The sequence below is a fragment of the Sphaerotilus mobilis genome (assembly GCF_004216565.1).
Lineage (GTDB): Bacteria > Pseudomonadota > Gammaproteobacteria > Burkholderiales > Burkholderiaceae_C > Sphaerotilus > Sphaerotilus mobilis.
Map to the genome: position 1 here is coordinate 553,009 of NZ_SGWV01000007.1, position 17,228 is coordinate 570,236.

Annotated in this window: 13 protein-coding genes; 5 read left to right on the forward strand and 8 right to left on the reverse strand. The window is 69.7% G+C overall.

The features are described 5' to 3' along the window. Positions 1-2: 2 nt before the first annotated feature. Genes EV685_RS02755 through EV685_RS02770 form a run of 4 tightly spaced genes read left to right on the forward strand, consistent with a single transcriptional unit; the run spans position 3 to position 4,123 of the window. Complete coding sequence (locus EV685_RS02755; protein ID WP_130480432.1) at positions 3-953, forward strand: ABC transporter permease; 951 nt, start codon at positions 3-5, stop codon at positions 951-953. Further along, the gene (locus EV685_RS02760) at positions 950-1,789 is read left to right on the forward strand and encodes an ABC transporter permease (RefSeq protein WP_130480433.1); all 840 of its coding nucleotides are present in this window, start codon (positions 950-952) and stop codon (positions 1,787-1,789) included. Before EV685_RS02755 ends, EV685_RS02760 begins: the two co-directional genes overlap by 4 nt. 14 nt (positions 1,790-1,803) lie before the next feature. Next, positions 1,804-3,168 carry a type III glutamate--ammonia ligase gene (gene glnT, locus EV685_RS02765; RefSeq protein WP_130480434.1) on the forward strand — a complete coding sequence of 455 codons (1,365 nt, stop codon included), beginning with the start codon at positions 1,804-1,806 and terminating at the stop codon, positions 3,166-3,168. After that, a complete protein-coding gene (locus EV685_RS02770; protein WP_130480435.1) occupies positions 3,155-4,123 on the forward strand; it encodes a DMT family transporter in 969 nt (322 codons plus the stop codon). The genes glnT and EV685_RS02770 overlap by 14 nt, the downstream gene beginning before the upstream one ends. Here EV685_RS02770 and EV685_RS02775 read toward each other — a convergent pair. From EV685_RS02775 to EV685_RS02805, 7 genes are all read right to left on the reverse strand, one after another. Then, positions 4,092-6,005 (reverse strand): diguanylate cyclase domain-containing protein, encoded by a 1,914-nt coding sequence (locus tag EV685_RS02775; RefSeq protein WP_130480436.1) that lies wholly within the window; start codon positions 6,003-6,005, stop codon positions 4,092-4,094. The two genes, EV685_RS02770 and EV685_RS02775, sit on opposite strands and share 32 nt — an antisense overlap. Position 6,006: 1 nt before the next feature. Further along, on the reverse strand, positions 6,007-7,287 hold the full coding sequence (locus tag EV685_RS02780) for a GGDEF domain-containing protein (protein ID WP_130480437.1): 1,281 nt from the start codon (positions 7,285-7,287) through the stop codon (positions 6,007-6,009). Positions 7,288-7,361: 74 nt separating this feature from the next. Then, on the reverse strand, positions 7,362-8,360 hold the full coding sequence (dusA, locus tag EV685_RS02785) for a tRNA dihydrouridine(20/20a) synthase DusA (protein WP_242615386.1): 999 nt from the start codon (positions 8,358-8,360) through the stop codon (positions 7,362-7,364). Between the two features lie 116 nt (positions 8,361-8,476). Beyond that, on the reverse strand, positions 8,477-10,018 hold the full coding sequence (locus tag EV685_RS02790; RefSeq protein WP_130480439.1) for a hypothetical protein: 1,542 nt from the start codon (positions 10,016-10,018) through the stop codon (positions 8,477-8,479). A gap of 56 nt (positions 10,019-10,074) precedes the next feature. Next, positions 10,075-12,288: a GGDEF domain-containing protein gene (locus EV685_RS02795; RefSeq protein ID WP_165396695.1), complete on the reverse strand. Its 2,214-nt coding sequence runs from the start codon at positions 12,286-12,288 to the stop codon at positions 10,075-10,077. A 96-nt stretch (positions 12,289-12,384) separates the two neighbouring features. Further along, positions 12,385-13,005, reverse strand: a complete 621-nt coding sequence (locus tag EV685_RS02800) for a response regulator (protein ID WP_165396696.1) — start codon at positions 13,003-13,005, stop codon at positions 12,385-12,387. After that, entirely contained in the window at positions 13,002-14,750 is a 1,749-nt protein-coding gene (locus EV685_RS02805; protein ID WP_165396697.1) for a PAS domain-containing sensor histidine kinase, read from the reverse strand. The genes EV685_RS02800 and EV685_RS02805 overlap by 4 nt, the downstream gene beginning before the upstream one ends. Before the next feature lie 262 nt (positions 14,751-15,012). Between EV685_RS02805 and EV685_RS02810 the strand changes: the two genes are divergently transcribed. Continuing rightward, positions 15,013-16,014 carry a putative bifunctional diguanylate cyclase/phosphodiesterase gene (locus tag EV685_RS02810; protein WP_165396698.1) on the forward strand — a complete coding sequence of 334 codons (1,002 nt, stop codon included), beginning with the start codon at positions 15,013-15,015 and terminating at the stop codon, positions 16,012-16,014. A gap of 119 nt (positions 16,015-16,133) precedes the next feature. On the opposite strand, the gene selD is transcribed toward EV685_RS02810, so the two are convergent. Next, positions 16,134-17,222, reverse strand: a complete 1,089-nt coding sequence (gene selD, locus EV685_RS02815) for a selenide, water dikinase SelD (RefSeq protein ID WP_130480444.1) — start codon at positions 17,220-17,222, stop codon at positions 16,134-16,136. Between the last annotated feature and the right edge of the window lie 6 nt (positions 17,223-17,228).

Here is a 17,228-nt window from a genome sequence, read left to right on the forward strand (position 1 = left end):
TGATGCCCGCCGCCCGCCCTCCCCTCCTGCAGCGCCTGCTGGCCTTGCTGCGTTCGCTCGGCGGACGTGGCAGCGTGCTGGGCCTGCCCTATCTGTGGCTGCTGATCTTCTTCCTGCTGCCCTTCCTGATCGTGCTGCGCATCAGCCTGGCGCAGATGGACGGCGCGCTGGTCAGCGACCTGTTCCACTGGACCGAGACCGAGCTGACGCTGACGGTGCGACTGGGCACCTACCAGCTGCTGTTCACCGATGACCTGTACTGGTCGACCTACGGCCTGTCACTGCTCTATGCCGGCGTCACCACGGTGGTCTGCCTGCTGATCGGCTATCCCTTCGCCTACTTCATGGCGCGCTCGTCGACCTCGCTGCAGCCGCTGCTGCTGATGGGCGTGATGCTGCCGTTCTGGACCAGCTTCCTGCTGCGCGTCTATGCCTGGAAGGCCTTGCTGGATGCCGACACCGGCTGGGTCGGCACGGCGCTGAAGGCCCTGCAGGTCGACGACCTGCTGTTTGCGATCGGCGCGATCCCCGCTGAGGGGCAGTTCATGTACAGCCCCTTCTCGCTGGTGATCGGCATGGTCTACACCTACCTGCCCTTCATGGTGCTGCCGCTGTTTGGCACGCTCTCCAAGCTCGACATCCGCCTGCTCGAAGCCGCGCAGGACCTCGGTGCGACGCCCTGGCAGACCTTCTGGCGCGTGACCGTGCCGCTGTCGCGCGGTGGCATCGTCGCCGGCGCAATGCTGGTCTTCATCCCGTGCGTGGGCGAGTACGTCATCCCCGAGCTGCTGGGCGGCCCGGAGACGCTGATGATCGGCCGCGTGCTCTGGGACGAGTTCTTCAGCAACAACGACTGGCCGATGGCGTCGAGCGTGGCGGTCATCATGATCATGCTGATCCTGGTGCCGCTGGCGATCTTCAACCGGACCCAGAGCGAGGCCGACAAGCGATGATCACCACGCCCACCGCCCGCTGGGTCAGCCGGCTCTGGCTGTTCGCCGGCTTCGCCTTCCTCTACCTGCCGATCGTCTCGCTGGTGGTCTTCAGCTTCACCGAATCGCCAGTGCCCAACGTCTGGGGCGGCTTCTCGCTGCGCTGGTACGAGAAGCTGGTCGGCGACGAGGACATCCGTTCCGCGCTGTGGCTGAGCCTGCAGGTGGCCGCCGCGTCGGCGACCGGCTCGGTCGTGCTGGGCACCATGGCGGCCTTCGCGCTGGTGCGCTTCGGCAAGTTCCGCGGCCGCACCTTGTTCGCCGGCATGGTCAACGCCCCGCTGGTGATGCCCGAGGTCATCGTCGGCCTGTCGCTGCTGCTGATGCTGGTGTCGGTGCAGCGGGTCTTCGGCTTCCCCGAACGTGGCCTGATGACGATCTGGCTGGGCCACCTGCTGGTCGGCATGGCCTATGCCACGGTGGTCATCTCGGCCCGTCTGCGCGACCTGAATCCTCAGTTCGAGGAAGCCGCGCAAGACCTGGGCGCCCGCCCGGCGCAGGTCTTCTTCCTGGTCACGCTGCCGATGATTGCCCAGAGCATGATGGCCGCCTGGTTGCTGACCTTCACGCTGTCGCTGGACGACGTGGTGATGTCGGCCTTCCTGTCCGGACCGGGCTCGACCACGCTGCCGCTGGTGATCTTCTCGCGCGCCCGGCTGGGCCTGGACCCGACCGTCAACGCGCTGGCCACCGTGGTGATCGCGGTGGTCGCGGTCTTCGTGGTCGTCTCCAGCTACATGATCGCCGCGCGCGAACGCCGGCTCTACAAGGAACAGCAGGCGGCGCTCAAGGGCTGACCCGCGGCGCACGCATGACCCAGGCCCGGATCGACGAGTTGGCGCGCCAGGGCGTGCACACGCTGCTGGTGCAGTTCACCGACGTGCTCGGCGTGCCCAAGGGCAAGCTGGTGCCGCTCGACCAGCTCGACGCGGTGCTGCGCGACGGTGCCGGCTTCGCCGGTCCGTCGATCGCCGGCACCGGCCTGCCACGCACCGGTCCGCGCGCCGAGTTCATGGCCCGCGGCGACCTCGACACGCTCAAGCCTCTGCCCTGGTGGCCGGGTGTCGCCCGCATCGTCGGTGACGGCCACGTCGCGGGTACACCGTTCGACGCCTGCCCCCGTCAGGTGCTGCGCCGCCAGATCGCGCGTCTGGCCGCACACGGCTGGCAGATGCAGGTCGGCATCGAGCCTGAGTTCTTCTTGCTGCAGCGCGACGCCGCTGGCCGCTGGCAACCGGCCGATCCGCTGGACCGCTTAGACAAGCCCAGCTACGACCTGCAGAGCCTGCCGCGCCAGACCCCGCTGCTGCAGGCCCTGCGCGCGGCGCTGGAGGCCGACGGCGCGCAGGTCCAGCAGATCGACCATGAGGACGCACACGGCCAATACGAGCTGAACTTCCGCCACGCCGATGTGCTGACCAGCTGCGACCGGCTGATGCTGTTCAAGTTGGCGGCGCAGCGCCTGGCCGAACAACACGGCTGCACCTGTTCCTTCATGCCCAAGCCCTGGGCCGACCAGCCCGGCAGCGGCATGCACTTCCACGTCTCGTTGTGGGACGGCGAACGGCCGGTCTTCGAGGACCTCGATGAACACGGGCATCTGGCCGATCCCGCCTATCCCGCCGGAACACCTCGCACGTCCGACCGGCTGGCCCGCCACTTCGTCGCCGGCGTGCTGGCCCACAGCGCGGCGCTGTGTGCGCTGGCCGCGCCGACCGTCAACTCCTACAAGCGTCTGGTGGTCGGAGAGAGCCTGTCGGGCACCAGCTGGGCGCCAGCCTATGTGGCGCACGGGCCCAACAACCGCACCGCACTGGTCCGCACCTTGCCGGGCCGTTTCGAATGGCGTTTGCCGGACGCCAGCGCCAACCCCTACCTGGCGGCGGCCGGCCTGATCGCCGCTGGGCTGGACGGCATCGCGCGCCAGCTCGATCCGGGCCCTGCCGTCAGCGACGACCTGTTCACGCTCGACCTCGCCGCGATCCGCGCGCGCGGCATCGCCGTGCTGCCGCAGAGCCTGGCCGAAGCCGCTGATGCGCTGGCTGACGACAGCGTCCTGGCCGATGCACTGGGCGCGACCCTGCACACCCAGCTGCTGGCGCTGCAGCGTGACGAGGCCCTGCGCTACGCCCGTCACGTCAGCGACTGGGAACTGGCCCGCTATGCCGCGCGCTGAGACGGCGCTGACGGCGCGGGGAGTGCCATCGACGACGCCGTGGCTGTCCTACCTCTGCCTGGCCGCCAGCATGGCGCTGGTGGGCAGCTATGTCGGGCTGTCCAAGAGCCTGGTGGCCGTCTTCCCGGTCTTCCTGCTGGCGGGCCTGCGCTTCGCGATCGCGGCGGTGGCGATGGTGAGCTGGCTGCGCAAGCCGGCCGACGAACCCCCGCTCGGGCCGCAGCAGTGGCGGCTGCTGTTCCTGGAAAGCCTGCTGGGCAACTTCCTGTTCTCGATCTGCATGCTCTATGGCGTGGCGCTCAGCACGGCGCTGGCGGCTGGCGTGATCATGGCCGCGCTGCCGGCGGCTGTCGCGCTGCTCTCGCGCATCGTGCTGCGCGAACGGCTGGCGCCGCGCGTACTGGCCGGCATCGCCTGCGCGGTCGGCGGCATCGCGGTGGTGGCGCTGGTGAAGGCCGATGCGGCCGATGCGGCCGCTGCCGGCGCAGCGGTCGAGCCCTGGCGTCAGACCCTGGGCCACCTGCTGCTGATCGGTGCCGTGTTCTGCGAGGCCAGCTACGTCGTCATCGGCAAGCAGCTCACCGGCCATGTCGGCGCGCGCCGCATCAGCGCGATCGTCAACCTCTGGGGACTGCTGCTGGTCAGCCCGATGGCGATCTGGCAGGCCACGCGCTTTGACTTCGGCGTGATCACGCCGGGCACCTGGAGCCTGCTGGTCTTCTACGCACTGGCGGCCAGCACCGCCACGGTCTGGCTGTGGATGACCGGACTGCGGCGCGTCAGCGCCTCACGCGCCGGCGTCTTCACCGTGATGCTGCCGCTGGCCGCCGCCGCCGTCGGTGTGGGCGTGCTTGGCGAACGCATCAGCACACCGCAGCTCGCCGCCTACGCCCTCGCCCTGACCGGACTGTTGCTGGCGACCTCTAGATCGAGCGATCAAACAGCGACTCATTGACCGCGTTCTCATGGGCGCGGTGGCTGGCCTTCTGGGCGTACATGGCTTGGTCGGCGTCCTTGAGCACCTCGTCCGGGTCGTGATCCTGCGGTCCGAACACGCGCCAGCCGAGGCTGGCCAAGATGCCGTGCTGCAAGTCGCCGATCGCCAGCGGCTGCGACAGCGCATGGTCGAGCTTGACCATCAGGTTCTGCACGTCACGCAAGGCCGTTTCAGGGTCCGCGCCCAGGTCCGGGCAGACCACCACGAACTCGTCGCCACCCAGTCGGGCCACGGTGTCGCTCAGGCGCACATGTGCGCTCAGGCGCTGGGCGGTCTCCACCAGCACCCGGTCGCCCATCTCGTGGCCATGGGTGTCGTTGAGGTCCTTGAAGTGGTCCAGGTCGATGAAGACCAGCGCGCCGTGACAGCGGTCGCGACGCGCCCGCACCAGCGCTTGGTTGAGCCGGTCCAGCAAGAGACGCCGGTTGGGCAGGCGGGTCAGCGGATCGAGGAAGGCGAGGCTGCGGATCTCCTCTTCCATCGCCTTCTGGCGGGTCACGTCGCGGCCGATGCTGGAGGCACCGATGACCCGGCCGTGGTCGTCGTAGAGCGGCGCCACCGAGACCGACATGTCGACGCGGTGGCCGTCGCGGTGCAGCCGCACCGTGTCGAAGGCCTCGACCACCTCGCCGCGCACGATGCGGGCCATGAGGTCCACCTCTTCCTGCTGGCGATCGGCCGGCAGCACGCGGGAAATCGAGTGGCCCACCATCTCGTCCTCACGCCAACCCAGGGCCGCTTCGGCACCCGCATTCCAACTGGTCACGCGGCTGTCCAGCGACTTGGAGATGATGGCGTCGCGCGAGAACTGCACGATGGCCTCGAAGCGCTGCTCGGCCGCACCGATGCGTCGTTTCGAGGCCCGATACAGCAGCCACACCAGCACCGCCACGGTCAGCACGGCCACGCCGGCCAGCAAGCCGACCAAGGTCAGCTGGCGTTGCCAGTCGGCCTCGAAGTCGTCGACCGCCAGGCCAACGATCACCACCAGCGGCAGGCCCGGCACGCGACGCCAGGCGTTGACACGCTCGATGCCGTCGAGGGCGGTGCTGGCGGTGTAGAAGCCGTCGACGCCTGGACGGCTCATCTCGTCGCGCAGCTGGCGCGACACCTCGGTGCTGGCGATGACCTTGTCCTCGTTGTCCGGCCAGGGCTTGCGGTAGACCAGCGCCATGCGCTGCGTGCGCACGGTGGCGGCGCCGTGATCGCCCAGCGCCAGGCCGTCGAAGACCCGGTCGAGCCGGCGCAGCGGCAGGTCGGCAACAACCGCACCGAGGAAGCGCCCGCCGGTGTCCAGCACCGGCCGCATCAGCGTCAGCACCCAGATGCCGGATGGCGCGTCGCGGCGCGGGCCCTCGATCAGCAGGCGCGCGGTCTGGGACTGGGACAGGCGCGCCAGCGCACCACCGTCGGCCAGCGACGCATCGTGTTCACCGCCGGCCAGCCAGCGGCCTTGGGCATCGGCGATGCGCAGGTGACGCAGACCGCTGGCCACCTCGACCTGCTGGCGCATGGCCGGCGACAGCGCGCTCTCGCCCTGCGGCCGGCGGGCCTCGCGCGCGGCCACCACCATCAGGCTGGCATCGGCCTGCTCGAACAGGCTGCGCAGATTGGCGTCCAGCAGACGGGCGATGTTGTGGGTGGCCAGTGCCGCCCGTTCGCGCTGGCGCTCGCGCTCCAGGTGCAAGGTGATCGCCGCCAGCCCCAGCACCAGCGCCAGCACCAGCGCAACGGTCAGCAGGTAAGGCCAGCGCGAGGTGGGCGCGCGACCGAAGGGGCGAGCGGTCCAGCTGCGGCTGTTGGGGGTTGATGCCGCCGGTGCGGTGCCAGGCAAGGCCATGTCAGCCCTGCACGGTGTTGGGAGGGGCCACGCCCACGGCGCCACGCCCCTGCAGGCGCGCCTGCCCCAGCGCCTGTTCGGCCGCCGCGTAAAGGCGTTCGCACTGCTGCGGCACGGGCACCAGGGCCCGGCCAGGCTGGGCCGACACCGCCATGCAGGCGCCCGGCGTGGCGCTGCCCTCGGGCATCGCCAGCTTGATGCGCCCGATCGCCAGCAGCAGCCGTTCGGCCAACACGCGGGCTTCCTCCTGGGTGGTCTGCGGCAGCAGGATGGCGAAGGACTCGTGGGTCATCCGGCCGACCTCGTCGGTGGCCCGCAAGCCCTCGATCAGCAGGTGGGCGACCGCCGTCAGCAGGCGCTCGGTCACGGCCACCCCCCAGCGCTCCTGGACCGAACGAAGCCCGTCAAGCTCGACCAGCACCAGACAGGTCTCGCCACCCTGGCGCTGCGCACGCATCAGCTCGCGCTGCACCTGGCGCAGCATCTCGACGCGGTTCCAGACCTGCGTCAGCGGGTCGCGCACCGCCTGCTGCTGCATCTCGGTGGTGCGCGCCTGCAGCTGCAGGCGACAGCTCTGCAGCTCGGCCGCCAAGGTCTCCTTGAGCACGTGCTTGCGCCAGATCATCAGGCTGACCACGAAGCCCAGGCCGCAGGCGATCAGGCCATCGACCCGGTTGCTGGTCAGCTGCGCGGTGTCGACCTGCGTCAGCCCCAGCGCCCAGGCATACCCGAGGAAGGCCAGCCCGTACATGACGGCCGCGCGTTGCGGGCGCAGCAGGAACAGCGCCCCCACCAGCACACAACCGATCAGGAAGGACGTGATGCTGGTGCCGATCCACTGGTCGATGCTGGCCACCGCGATGGTGAAGACCAGCGCACTGCCCAGGCCCCAGATCTCCAGCACCTCCTGCCAGCCACGTCGCAGCCGAGGCTGGCGACGGGTCCAGCCGATCAGGGCGCCAACCAGCGCGAGGTTGGCGGCCATGACCAGATGGACCAGCACGACCGCCTCACGCCAGCGCGCCCCGTCCAGCCGCGCCGTGTCGGCCTCTGCGCCGGTCGACGGGCCCGAAGACAGGGCCGGACGCGCCTGGCCGAGCGAGCGCAAGGTCAAGCCGCCGCCAGCCGGGCTGACGCTGGTGTGGTCGTTCCATGAACTGGCCACGTGCAGCAGGCTCAGGGGCACCAGCAACGCTGTCAGCCAGACCAGGCGCCGCAAGTTTTCCAGCAAGGCCTGGACCGCAATGCGCTCGTTGCGAGCCCAGACACTGCGCCATTTCACGCCCGCTCCCGACACCACCGCTCCCACCTGTTGTTCCGGACTTCTGCCGTGGTCGACGCCCGCAGGGACCTGAGTCAGACCGGTTCCTGCATCGTCGCTTGGGAAAGTGTATTCGCCTGTGTCCCGGGCGCAACGCCCAGGCGTGTGCCCGGCCTTGGCGCACGGGCGTGCAGCGTCGCCGGGGCCACCTCGCGCTGGCGGGCGTCGGACCAGAACTGGCGCCAGGCGCGGGCGCCGGCCACGCCGTTCCAGAGTCCCAGCGCATGGCGCATGCCCTGCGTCCAGGGGCGTCCGGCCTCATGGCCACGCTGCAGGTAGGCGATCCAGGCGGACTCGACCTGCTCGCGCTCGGCCGCCGGCGACGGTGCGTCGAAGAAACGTGTGTCCCAGCCGGCCAACTGCCAGGGCTCGTGGTAGGCCTGTCGGCCCACCATCACGCCGTCGACGTGCAGCAGGTGGTGGGCGATCTCGTCGTCGTCGCGGATGCCGCCGTTGATGACGATGGTCAGGTGCGGGAATTCGCGCTTGAGCTGGTGGACCAGCTCGTGCCGCAGCGGCGGGACGTCGCGGTTCTCCTTCGGGCTCAGGCCCTGCAGCCAGGCGTTGCGGGCGTGCACGATGAAGACCTCGCAGCCGGCCTCGGCGACGGTGCCGACGAAGTCGCGCACGAAGTCGTAGCGCTCGATGCGGTCGATGCCGATGCGGTGCTTGACCGTCACCGGGAGGTCGACCGCGTCGCGCATCGCCTTGACGCCGTCGGCCACCAGCGCCGGTTCGGCCATCAGGCAGGCGCCGAAGGCACCACGCTGGACCCGCTCGCTCGGACAGCCGCAGTTGAGGTTGACCTCGTCATAGCCCCAGCGCTGCGCCAGCTTCGCGCAGGCCGCCAGATCGGCCGGTTCGCTGCCGCCCAGCTGCAGGGCGACCGGGTGCTCGAAGTCATCGAAGTCGAGGTGCCGGTGCTGATCGCCATGCAGCAGGGCGCCGGTCGTGACCATCTCCGTGTAGAGCCGCGTGTGGCGGGTCAGCAGGCGGTGGAAATGGCGGCAGTGGCGATCGGTCCAGTCCAGCATCGGGGCGACGCTGAGGCGCCAGGGGCTGACAGGACCAGGAGCGGAAGGCGGCAGGGACATGGGTGCAGAAGGGGACTCGCGGAAGACAGCCCCGATTGTCCTACCGCGTCATCGGCTCACAGGTCTGTGCTGAGGTAGCGCGCCGAGGTCAGCAACACCGTGGCCGCCGATGCGTGTACCAGCGCGGCCTGGCGGATGTCGGCCGGCGCCAGGTGGCGGCGACCTTCCTGGAGCAGCAGCACATCGAGCCGGTTGACGAGCTTGCCGACCACGCTGCGGTCGATGTCGTTGACCAGCACGATGAGCGCTTCGCCAGCGATCGGCACCACCGCGTCATGGCCACGCAGGCCGCGCGCCAGCGCCAGCATCAGGGCCGGCAGTCGGGGCGAAGGCAGGGTGCTGTCGAGGCCGTCGTCCAGTACCTGACCATCGCCCGCCGGCGACGTGGCGGTGTCACCGGCCGCTGTGGCGGGTGCGCCGGTCAGGCGACCGATCGGTCCGGCCATCATCCGCTGAATGGCGGGCTCGGCGCCTTGGGTCATCGACCCATCGTCAGCCATCGACAGCGGCGACAAGGCGCTGCGGCTGCCGGGCGGGCGGTAGACCGGCAAGTCAATGTGCAACCACAGGACCGGGCGATCGACGTTCTGGCCACGGCCGTAGCCCGTGCGTGCGAGTTGCCATTCCAGCGCCATCACATTGCGGAAGGTGGCGGCACCCGATCGTGCGTCGGCGCCCTCACGGCGTTGCCGGCGACGCGCGCGAGGTTCGTTCCAGACCATGCCCAACATGCCAACCAGCGCGAGTCGCACGCTGGTCGCCAGCAGCACGGTGTAGCCGTCGGGCCCATCGAAGGGCGAGTGGCCGGCATGCACTTCACCCAGCAGCACCATCAGGCCCACCGAAAGCGCCGTGGCCAGTGCGGCACCGGACAGGCCGCCGAGCCAGCCGGCCAGAAATGTGTAGGCCGGCAGGACCACCAGCCAGTCCGGCCAGGCGACCACACACAGCGCCAGTAGCGGTCCGGCCAACAACACCCCCGCGACCACCGGCCATGCCGGCCAGGGCCACCGATCGCTGCGCAGCATGGGCACCAGAACCAGCACCGAGAGGCTGCTGGCCAGCGCATGGTTGGCCAGCGGCAAGGCCCACGGGTTCAAGCCAGCGACCCAGCCCGCGCCGCTGGTCATCGCATGGAGCAGCCCCTGGAGCAGGCTCAAGCCAGCGGCCGCCACGATCGCCAAGGGCACCACGCCCATCGCGATCATGCGCGTCATGGCTGCCACGCGCCGCAAGGCGGGTGGGCGACGGTCGAGCACCAACTCGTCCCAGACCCGGTCGACACGACGGGCGCTGAGCACGGCTTGCGCACTCACCAGCACCCCTGCGCCCAGCGCACCGATCAGGCGCTGCGCCGGGTTCAGGCCATGTGGCTGGCCGATCCACTGGGCCAGCCACTCGCTGACCGCCAGCACCGCACACAGCGCCAGCCAGGTCCGCCAGGTCGTCGCCTGCCGGGCCCGCATCGACACGACCACTGCCGGGCCGGCCGCCAGGGCCACCATGGGCAAGTCGCCGGGCACTGTCCCCACCTGCGTGGCACCGATCGTCATCACCGGCAGCAGCAGCCACGCCAGGGCCAACAGGGGCAGCGGCACCTGCCTGACCGGATCAGAGGACGACGCGCCGGTGGCTGCAGGACCGGCCTGCCCGCTCACGTGCCGCCCCCGAGCCCAGGGTCTGACATCGCGCCACCCGCCGGCGCCAGGTGTGTGGGGGCCTCGTCCGGCGCGGCCGCACTGAAGACGACAACCCGGTTGCGTCCGCTGCGCTTGGCCTCGTAGACGGCGGCATCAGCCCGCTTGAACAACTTGTCGGCATCGTCGCCGGGCCAGGTGGCGGTGACGCCGATGGAGATGGTGATGTGGGCAAATCCACCGTCCGTCGGAATGGCCAGCGACTCGACCATCCGGCGCAAGGACTCGGCGCGTTCGGCCGCGAACGTCAGGTCCGAGCCGGGCAGGACCACGACAAATTCCTCGCCGCCAAAGCGGCAGACCACATCCTCGCTGCGGTGGCTGTCCTGCAGCACGCGGGCGATCTGGCGCAGCACCTCGTCGCCACCGGCGTGGCCGTAGTGGTCGTTGACCCGCTTGAAGTGGTCCGCATCGACCACCATCAGGGACAGCGGCCGGCCCTCACGATGGGCCCGATGCAACTCGCGGCGCAGGGTCGCATCCAGGTAGCGGCGGTTGAACAGCCCCGTCAGCGGATCGCGCACGCTGGCGTCACGCAGCTTGGCCTGCAGTTGTTCGACCTCTTCGATGATCCGACCCCGCTGGGCCGACAGCAGGGTCAGCTCGATCTCGGCGCGCTTGCGCAGCGTGATGTCGACGGCGGCGGCGAAGGCGCAGGGCTTGCCCTCGTATTCGACCGCCCGCATGGTCAGCAAGGACCAGTGCGCCGCCTCGGCGCCGACGCCGGGGCGCTCCAGCTCGACGTCGCGCAGGATGCGGCTGCTTTGCAGGCGCTGCATGAGATCGCCACCCGGGCGCAGGGCAGGCAAGCTGTCATGGATGAGCCATTGCGCCGTGCCATTGACCAGGCCCAGCGCCCCGATGGCCCGTTCATTGGCGTAGGACACCTGACCATCGCGGATGCCGAACATCAGCACCGGGAAGGGCGCCACGTCCATCAGGAACTGGAACCGGAGGTCGTCGTCACCTTGTCGCGCCTGGGCCTGCTGGAGGCGCTCGACCTCGGCCCGGCCTTTGGCGGCGATGCGCCAGAGACCGAACACCGTCAGCCAGAGCGCGGCGACGACGCCAGTGAGCGCGACGCGCATCGGATCGGGCAGGAGTTGCACCGGTTCGGAATGCGGCCCCCACAACAGGCCGTCGATGCGCCCCAGACCGTCGGCCGGCGCCAGGCCCAGGCGGACCTGTTGCGCGGCCACGCGCTCCCAATGCGAGCGGCTCATGTGGCCCAGCTCGATGTCGTCGCGCCGGCTCAAGCGCTCCATCTCTCGACCCTCGGCCACCAGCTGGTCGACCGAGTGTTGCGTCGCATACAGGCGCTGGATCATCCGGGCCGTGCCCTCGATGTCGTCGAACGCTTCTTGCCAGCCACGCAAGGTGGCACGTCTGAAGCGTTCGATACGTTGCGGCGACCGTTCGGCCAGCGCCTGGCTGGTGAACAGGATCTCGCTGTAGAAGCCCGGCACGGAGCGGTCCAGTTCGATCACCGAGACCGGATGACCTCGCCGTTTCAGGTCCAGCAATTCGTTGGTGCGGTAGCCGGCCATCAGGTCGATCTGACCGGCCACGAACTGATCGACCGGATCGGGCGGGATCGACTGGGACAACTGCCTCAGGTTGACGCCGACCGCGTCCAGCGGCAAGACCAGTTCGGCTTGGCGATCCAAATCGCCACGCCATGCCACCCGCCCCCGGGCCAGCCGGGCCAGGTCCTTGCCGGACGGCGCCCGCAGGCCGGTGCGGTCGTCGCCAGGCGGACGTTGGGCCATCCACACCAGCGCAGACTCCTGCAGCACGGCCGCCAGCGCGACGAGCGGCTTGCCGGCCATGCGCGAGACCGCGAGGTCCGAGTTGGTGACGCCGAACTCCGCACGACCGAGCATCACCGCGTCTTTCGGATCAGCCGAGCCGAAACCGCCCGCTCGCAATTCGACGTCAAAGCCTTCGGCGCGGTAGTGGCCACGCGCCAGTGCGACGTAGTAGCCCGCAAACTGGAACTGGTGCGACCAGCTCAGCTGCACCGACACCGACTCCAGCGCATGCGATCGCAGCGGCAGCAGGCACAGCAGGACCGGCACACAGGCCCACACCAGCTGGCGCAGCCGTGCGAGCACTTGTTTGCGCGGACATCGTCGACCGGCTTCGGCGGGCAATGTTCTGATGGCATCCATCCCTGATTCCTTGGTTGTCGTCATGCCCATCGCGAGGACCGTGCTCTGGTCGGCCTTGCGTCCCGGATGGTTGGGTGGCTTGTAGGCCGGGGTCGGCTACATGTCCAGGCCCTGGCGCATCGCCAGCCGGATCAGGTCGGCGTTGTTGTCGACGTCGAGCTTGCGCATCAGGTTCATCTTGTGGGTGCTGACGGTCTTGGCGCTCAGGAACAGGCGGTCGGCGATGTCGCCCAGCCGCATGCCAGCGACGATCAAGGCCAGCACCTCTTGCTCGCGACGGGTCAGCCGGACCTCGTCGTCGCCGGGGCCGTCGAGCACCATGCGCTGGGCCAGCGCGGATTCGACGAAGCGTTCACCGGCGGCGAGCTTGCGCACGGCGGTCATCAAGGTCTGGATGTCGCAACCCTTGCTGAGGAAGCCACGGGCGCCCTGCTCCAGCGAACGCTGCACGATCGACGGCGAACCGTGCATCGTCAGCACCAGCACCGGCAGGGACGGCCACAACTGCCGGATCCGTCCGAGCAGCACGGGCCCGCTCTCGCCGGGCATGTTGAGGTCCAGCAGCAGCACGTCCGGCGGTTCACGGCGCAACACCTCGACCAGCGTCTCGGCGCTGCCCGCCTGGCCGATCACGGCCATGTCGGGCTGGGCCGCGAACAGCTCGGCCAGCCCGGCGCGCAGGATGGCGTGGTCATCGGCCAGCACGACCCGGATCATGACGACGCTCCAGCGCCGTTTGCCGCAGCGGCCGGCCATGGCATCTCGACCTGGACGCGGCAACCGCGACCGGGCTGGCTGTCGACCTGCAGCCGTGCGCCCAGCCGCAAGGCCCTTTCCTGCATCCCGAACAAGCCGAAGTGACCGTGCCGGCGCTGCTGGCCGGGATCGAAGCCGATGCCATCGTCCTGCACCTCGATGCGCAACAGGTCGCGGTCGGCCAGCAAGGACAGGCTCACCCGCTGAGCCCCTGCATGACGGGTGACGTTGCCCAGCGATTCCTGGACGATGCGGAACAGGTCCTGCGTCGCGTCATCGTCCAGCCCGGTGCAACGGCCGCCGCCATCGTCGATGTGGATCTCGCAAGGCAGTTCGGCACGCAAGCGGAACTCGTCGGCCAGCCACTCGATCGCACTGACCAGCCCCAGCTCCAGCGCGGGCGGGCGCAACAGCGTGCTGACGTCGCGCACCATGTCCAGCGCCTCATCAACCAGACGGCCGACGGCGCCGACCCGGTCGGCCAGCGCCGCCGGCTCCGGCGCAGCCGGCGTGGCCTGGCCCAGCATCTGGACCCGCAGCTTGACCGTGCTGAGCACCTGGCCCAGGCCATCGTGCAGGTCGGCGGCCATGCGCTTGCGCAGCTGGTCCAGACGTGATTCGCTCTGGGCCGACAGCTCGCGCAACTGGGCGCTGAGCTCCGAGAGTTCCTGTGCCGCGACCTGCGACTCGGTCACGTCCTGGACCGTGCCATGCACACGGATCACCTGGCCGCTGCGGTCGGTCTCGGGCTCGACCCGGATGGCCAGCCACTGCAGCTTGCGTGAACCGCCGCGACCGCTGCAGCGCACCACGATCTGGCCGGACCGGCCGTCCAGCACGGCATCGCGCAAGGCCACCAGCTGAGGCCGGTCGCAGGGATCGAGCGCGGTCAACATGTCGACCATGGTCAGCCGACCGTCGATCGGCCGGCCACCCAGCATGCGCAAGAGCTGCGGCGAACACTGGAAGTCGCCGCTGCGCACGTCATGTTCGAAGCTGCCGATGCGGGCCAGCGCCTGGGCGGCCTGCAGGTTGGACTCGGAGCGGCCAAGCGCCTGCAAGGCCTGCTCCCGCGCGGACACCGTCAACAGCCATTCGGACACGTCGCGCACGAGCATCAGCCGGGCCTCGCGGCCCAGGTGTCGCATCGGACGCGAGTTCAGGTGCACGTAGAAGGTCGACCCGTCGGCGCGGCGGTGCTGCCACAGGCCTCCGCTGGCGGGCATGCCATGGCCGAGCCGACCAAGGTAGGCGTCCATGCGGGCATGTTCGGGCCCGGTGTGCAGGTCCGACAGCAGCTGCCCTCGCCAACCTTCGCCGCGCCAGCCGTACTGCTCGCAAGCGGCCGGGTTGGCGGCCAGGATCTCGCGCGTCTCGACGTCGGCGATCAGCAGCGCCTGGGGGTGGGCGAAGAACATCAGGTCGTCGGCCTCACGGTCATCGACCGGCTCACCCGCACGGGCCTGCAGCCGCTGCTGGCAACGCGCCAGCGCAAGGCGCAGGCCGGTCAGCTCGTCATGCTGGGCGTGCAGCGTGGCGCGGGCGGTGTGCAGCAGCTCCTCGATCACGATCGAGCTGCCATCGTCGGCGCGGCGCCGGATGCTGCGTGCCAGCGAACGGCCTTCGCGCAGGTGATCGATCTGGCGACCGATGCGATCGACCAGCGGCAGGCAGGTCAGGTCATCGTGTTCAATGTGTTCAGTCATTGGAAAACCGGCGCTGTCAGACCGGTGTGCAGCCCGGTGGGTCAGGGACCCGCCCGCAACGGACGGGCCTCGAGGGATAGGGATCAAGTGGGGAGACATCGTCCAATTCATGATTGCCTCACACCCCGTTCAAGGGATCAATCAGGGAAGCCTGACGGGTTTCAGCCGCGCCCGATGGGCGTGTGCAGCCTGGGGCAAGACACTGGGTCTGTCTTCGACGAGCCGCCCGACGCTCATCCCGAACCCACTGACCCTGTCGACCATGACCTCCACATCCCGGATCACGTCCAGTCTCTGGCAACGCTGGACGGGTGCCTCGCCGGCGCCCAAACGATCGACCTCGTCGCCCCGCCGCGCGGCGCTGGATCGCAGCCAGGCGGCCGACACAGACTTCCAGGCATCGACCTTGCGCTTGGGCCTGGATGAAGAGCCCCGCATGGAGCTGGCTGGCCCCACGAGCGACGAGCGCCACGTCGGAGACGAAGGCAGGCCGCTGTTGCGTGCGTTGTCGATGGGCCAGTTCGAGCTGTACTACCAGGCCCAGTTCGACTGCGTCAGCCGTCAGCTGATCGGCGTGGAGGCCTTGCTGCGCTGGCAACACCCGGTGCACGGCTTGCGGCTGCCGGGTGAATTCATCGGCGCGGCCGAGCGCAGCGGGGCGATCCTGCAACTGGACGCCTGGGCGCTGCGCACCGCCTGCCACCAGATGCGGCAGTGGCTGGACCTGGACATCGCGCCGCCGCTGATGGCGGTCAATGTGTCGGCGGCCCAGTTCGCCCGGCCCGACCTGGTCGATTTCGTGGCGGAAGTGCTGCGCGAGACGGGCCTGGCCGCCGACCGGCTGGAACTCGAGATCGTCGAGCGCGCCTTGCTCGATCCGGTGCGCGCCGCGCCGACGATGCGCCGCCTGCGCGCGATGGGCGTGCGGCTGGCGATCGACGACTTCGGCACCGGCTACTCGTCGCTCGGCTACCTCAGCCGCTACCCGGTCAACCGCCTGAAGATCGACCGCTGCTTCGTCGCCCGCATGGGCCGCGACCGCACCAGCGTGGCGATCACCGATGCGGTGGTAGCGCTGGGCCTGAGCCTGGGGCTGGATGTGGTCGCCGAGGGCGTCGAGACCGAGGACCAGCTCGAACACCTGCGCCTGCACCTGTGTCCGGCGGCACAAGGCTGGCTGTTCGGCCAGCCGCAGCCAGCGGCAAACTTCGCCCAGTTGCTGCGCCGCGAGCGGCCAGGGCGCGGCGGGATCAAGCAGGCATGACAAGACGGTACGACCGATCTCACGGCGCTGACAGGGCGCCTTCTGTCAGCCTTATCGGCGGCCAATCGTGCCGATTCAGACCCCGAGGGGTATCAATCCGCCAGACGCCGTCGATCTGTTCAGCCGATGTGCAGTCCGACCGGGCGTGCGTCGTTCGCCGACAGCACCTCGCCCACCGCCGATGCGGCCTCGAAGCCGTGGCGGCGGAAGACCGCCAGCACGGCATCCAGCGCGGCCGGCGCGCAGGCCACCAGCAGCCCGCCGCTGGTCTGCGGGTCGGTGAGCAGGGCGCGGTCGACCGGGTTGAAGTCAGACGGCAGGTGGACCTCGGCGCCATAGCCGGCCCAGTTGCGACCAGAGGCGCCGGTGATGCAACCCTGTTCGGCCAGGCTGCGGACGCCGTCAAGCATCGGCACGGCCGACCAATCGATGCGCACCGCGCAGCGTGAGCCGCGCGCCAGTTCCAGCGCATGGCCAGCCAGGCCGAAGCCGGTGACGTCGGTCAGCGCGTGCACGCCATCGATCGCGGCCAGGTCCGGGCCCGGGGTGTTCAGTCGCGTGGTCGTGTCGAGCATGCGGGCATAGCCGGCGGCATCGAGCAGGTTCTTCTTCAAGGCGGCCGACTGCACACCCACGCCGATCGGCTTGCCCAGCACCAGCACGTCACCGGGCTGGGCATCGGCGTTGCGCTTGATGCGCTCGGGGTGGACCAGGCCGAGGGCCACCAGACCGTAGATGGCTTCGACCGAATCGATGGTGTGACCGCCCGCGATCGGGATGCCGGCCGCGCGGCAGGCACTGGCACCGCCTTCGAGGATGCGGCCAATCGTCGCGGTGCTCAGCACGTTGATCGGCATGCCCACCAGCGCCAAGGCGAAGATCGGACGACCGCCCATCGCGTAGACATCGCTGATCGCGTTGGTCGCGGCGATGCGGCCGAAGTCATGCGGGTCGTCGACGATGGGCATGAAGAAGTCGGTCGTCGCCACCAGCGCCTGCTCGTCGTTGAGGCGGTAGACGGCGGCGTCGTCGGATGTCTCGATGCCCACCAGCAGCTCCGGCGGCAGCGGCATCGCGGCGGTGCCACGCAGGATCTCCGACAGCACGCCCGGCGCGATCTTGCAGCCGCAGCCACCGCCGTGCGAGAGCGAGGTCAGGCGGGGTTCGGCGGGCCGGGTCGCGTCAGACTGGGCATGCGTGGCAGACATCGATGG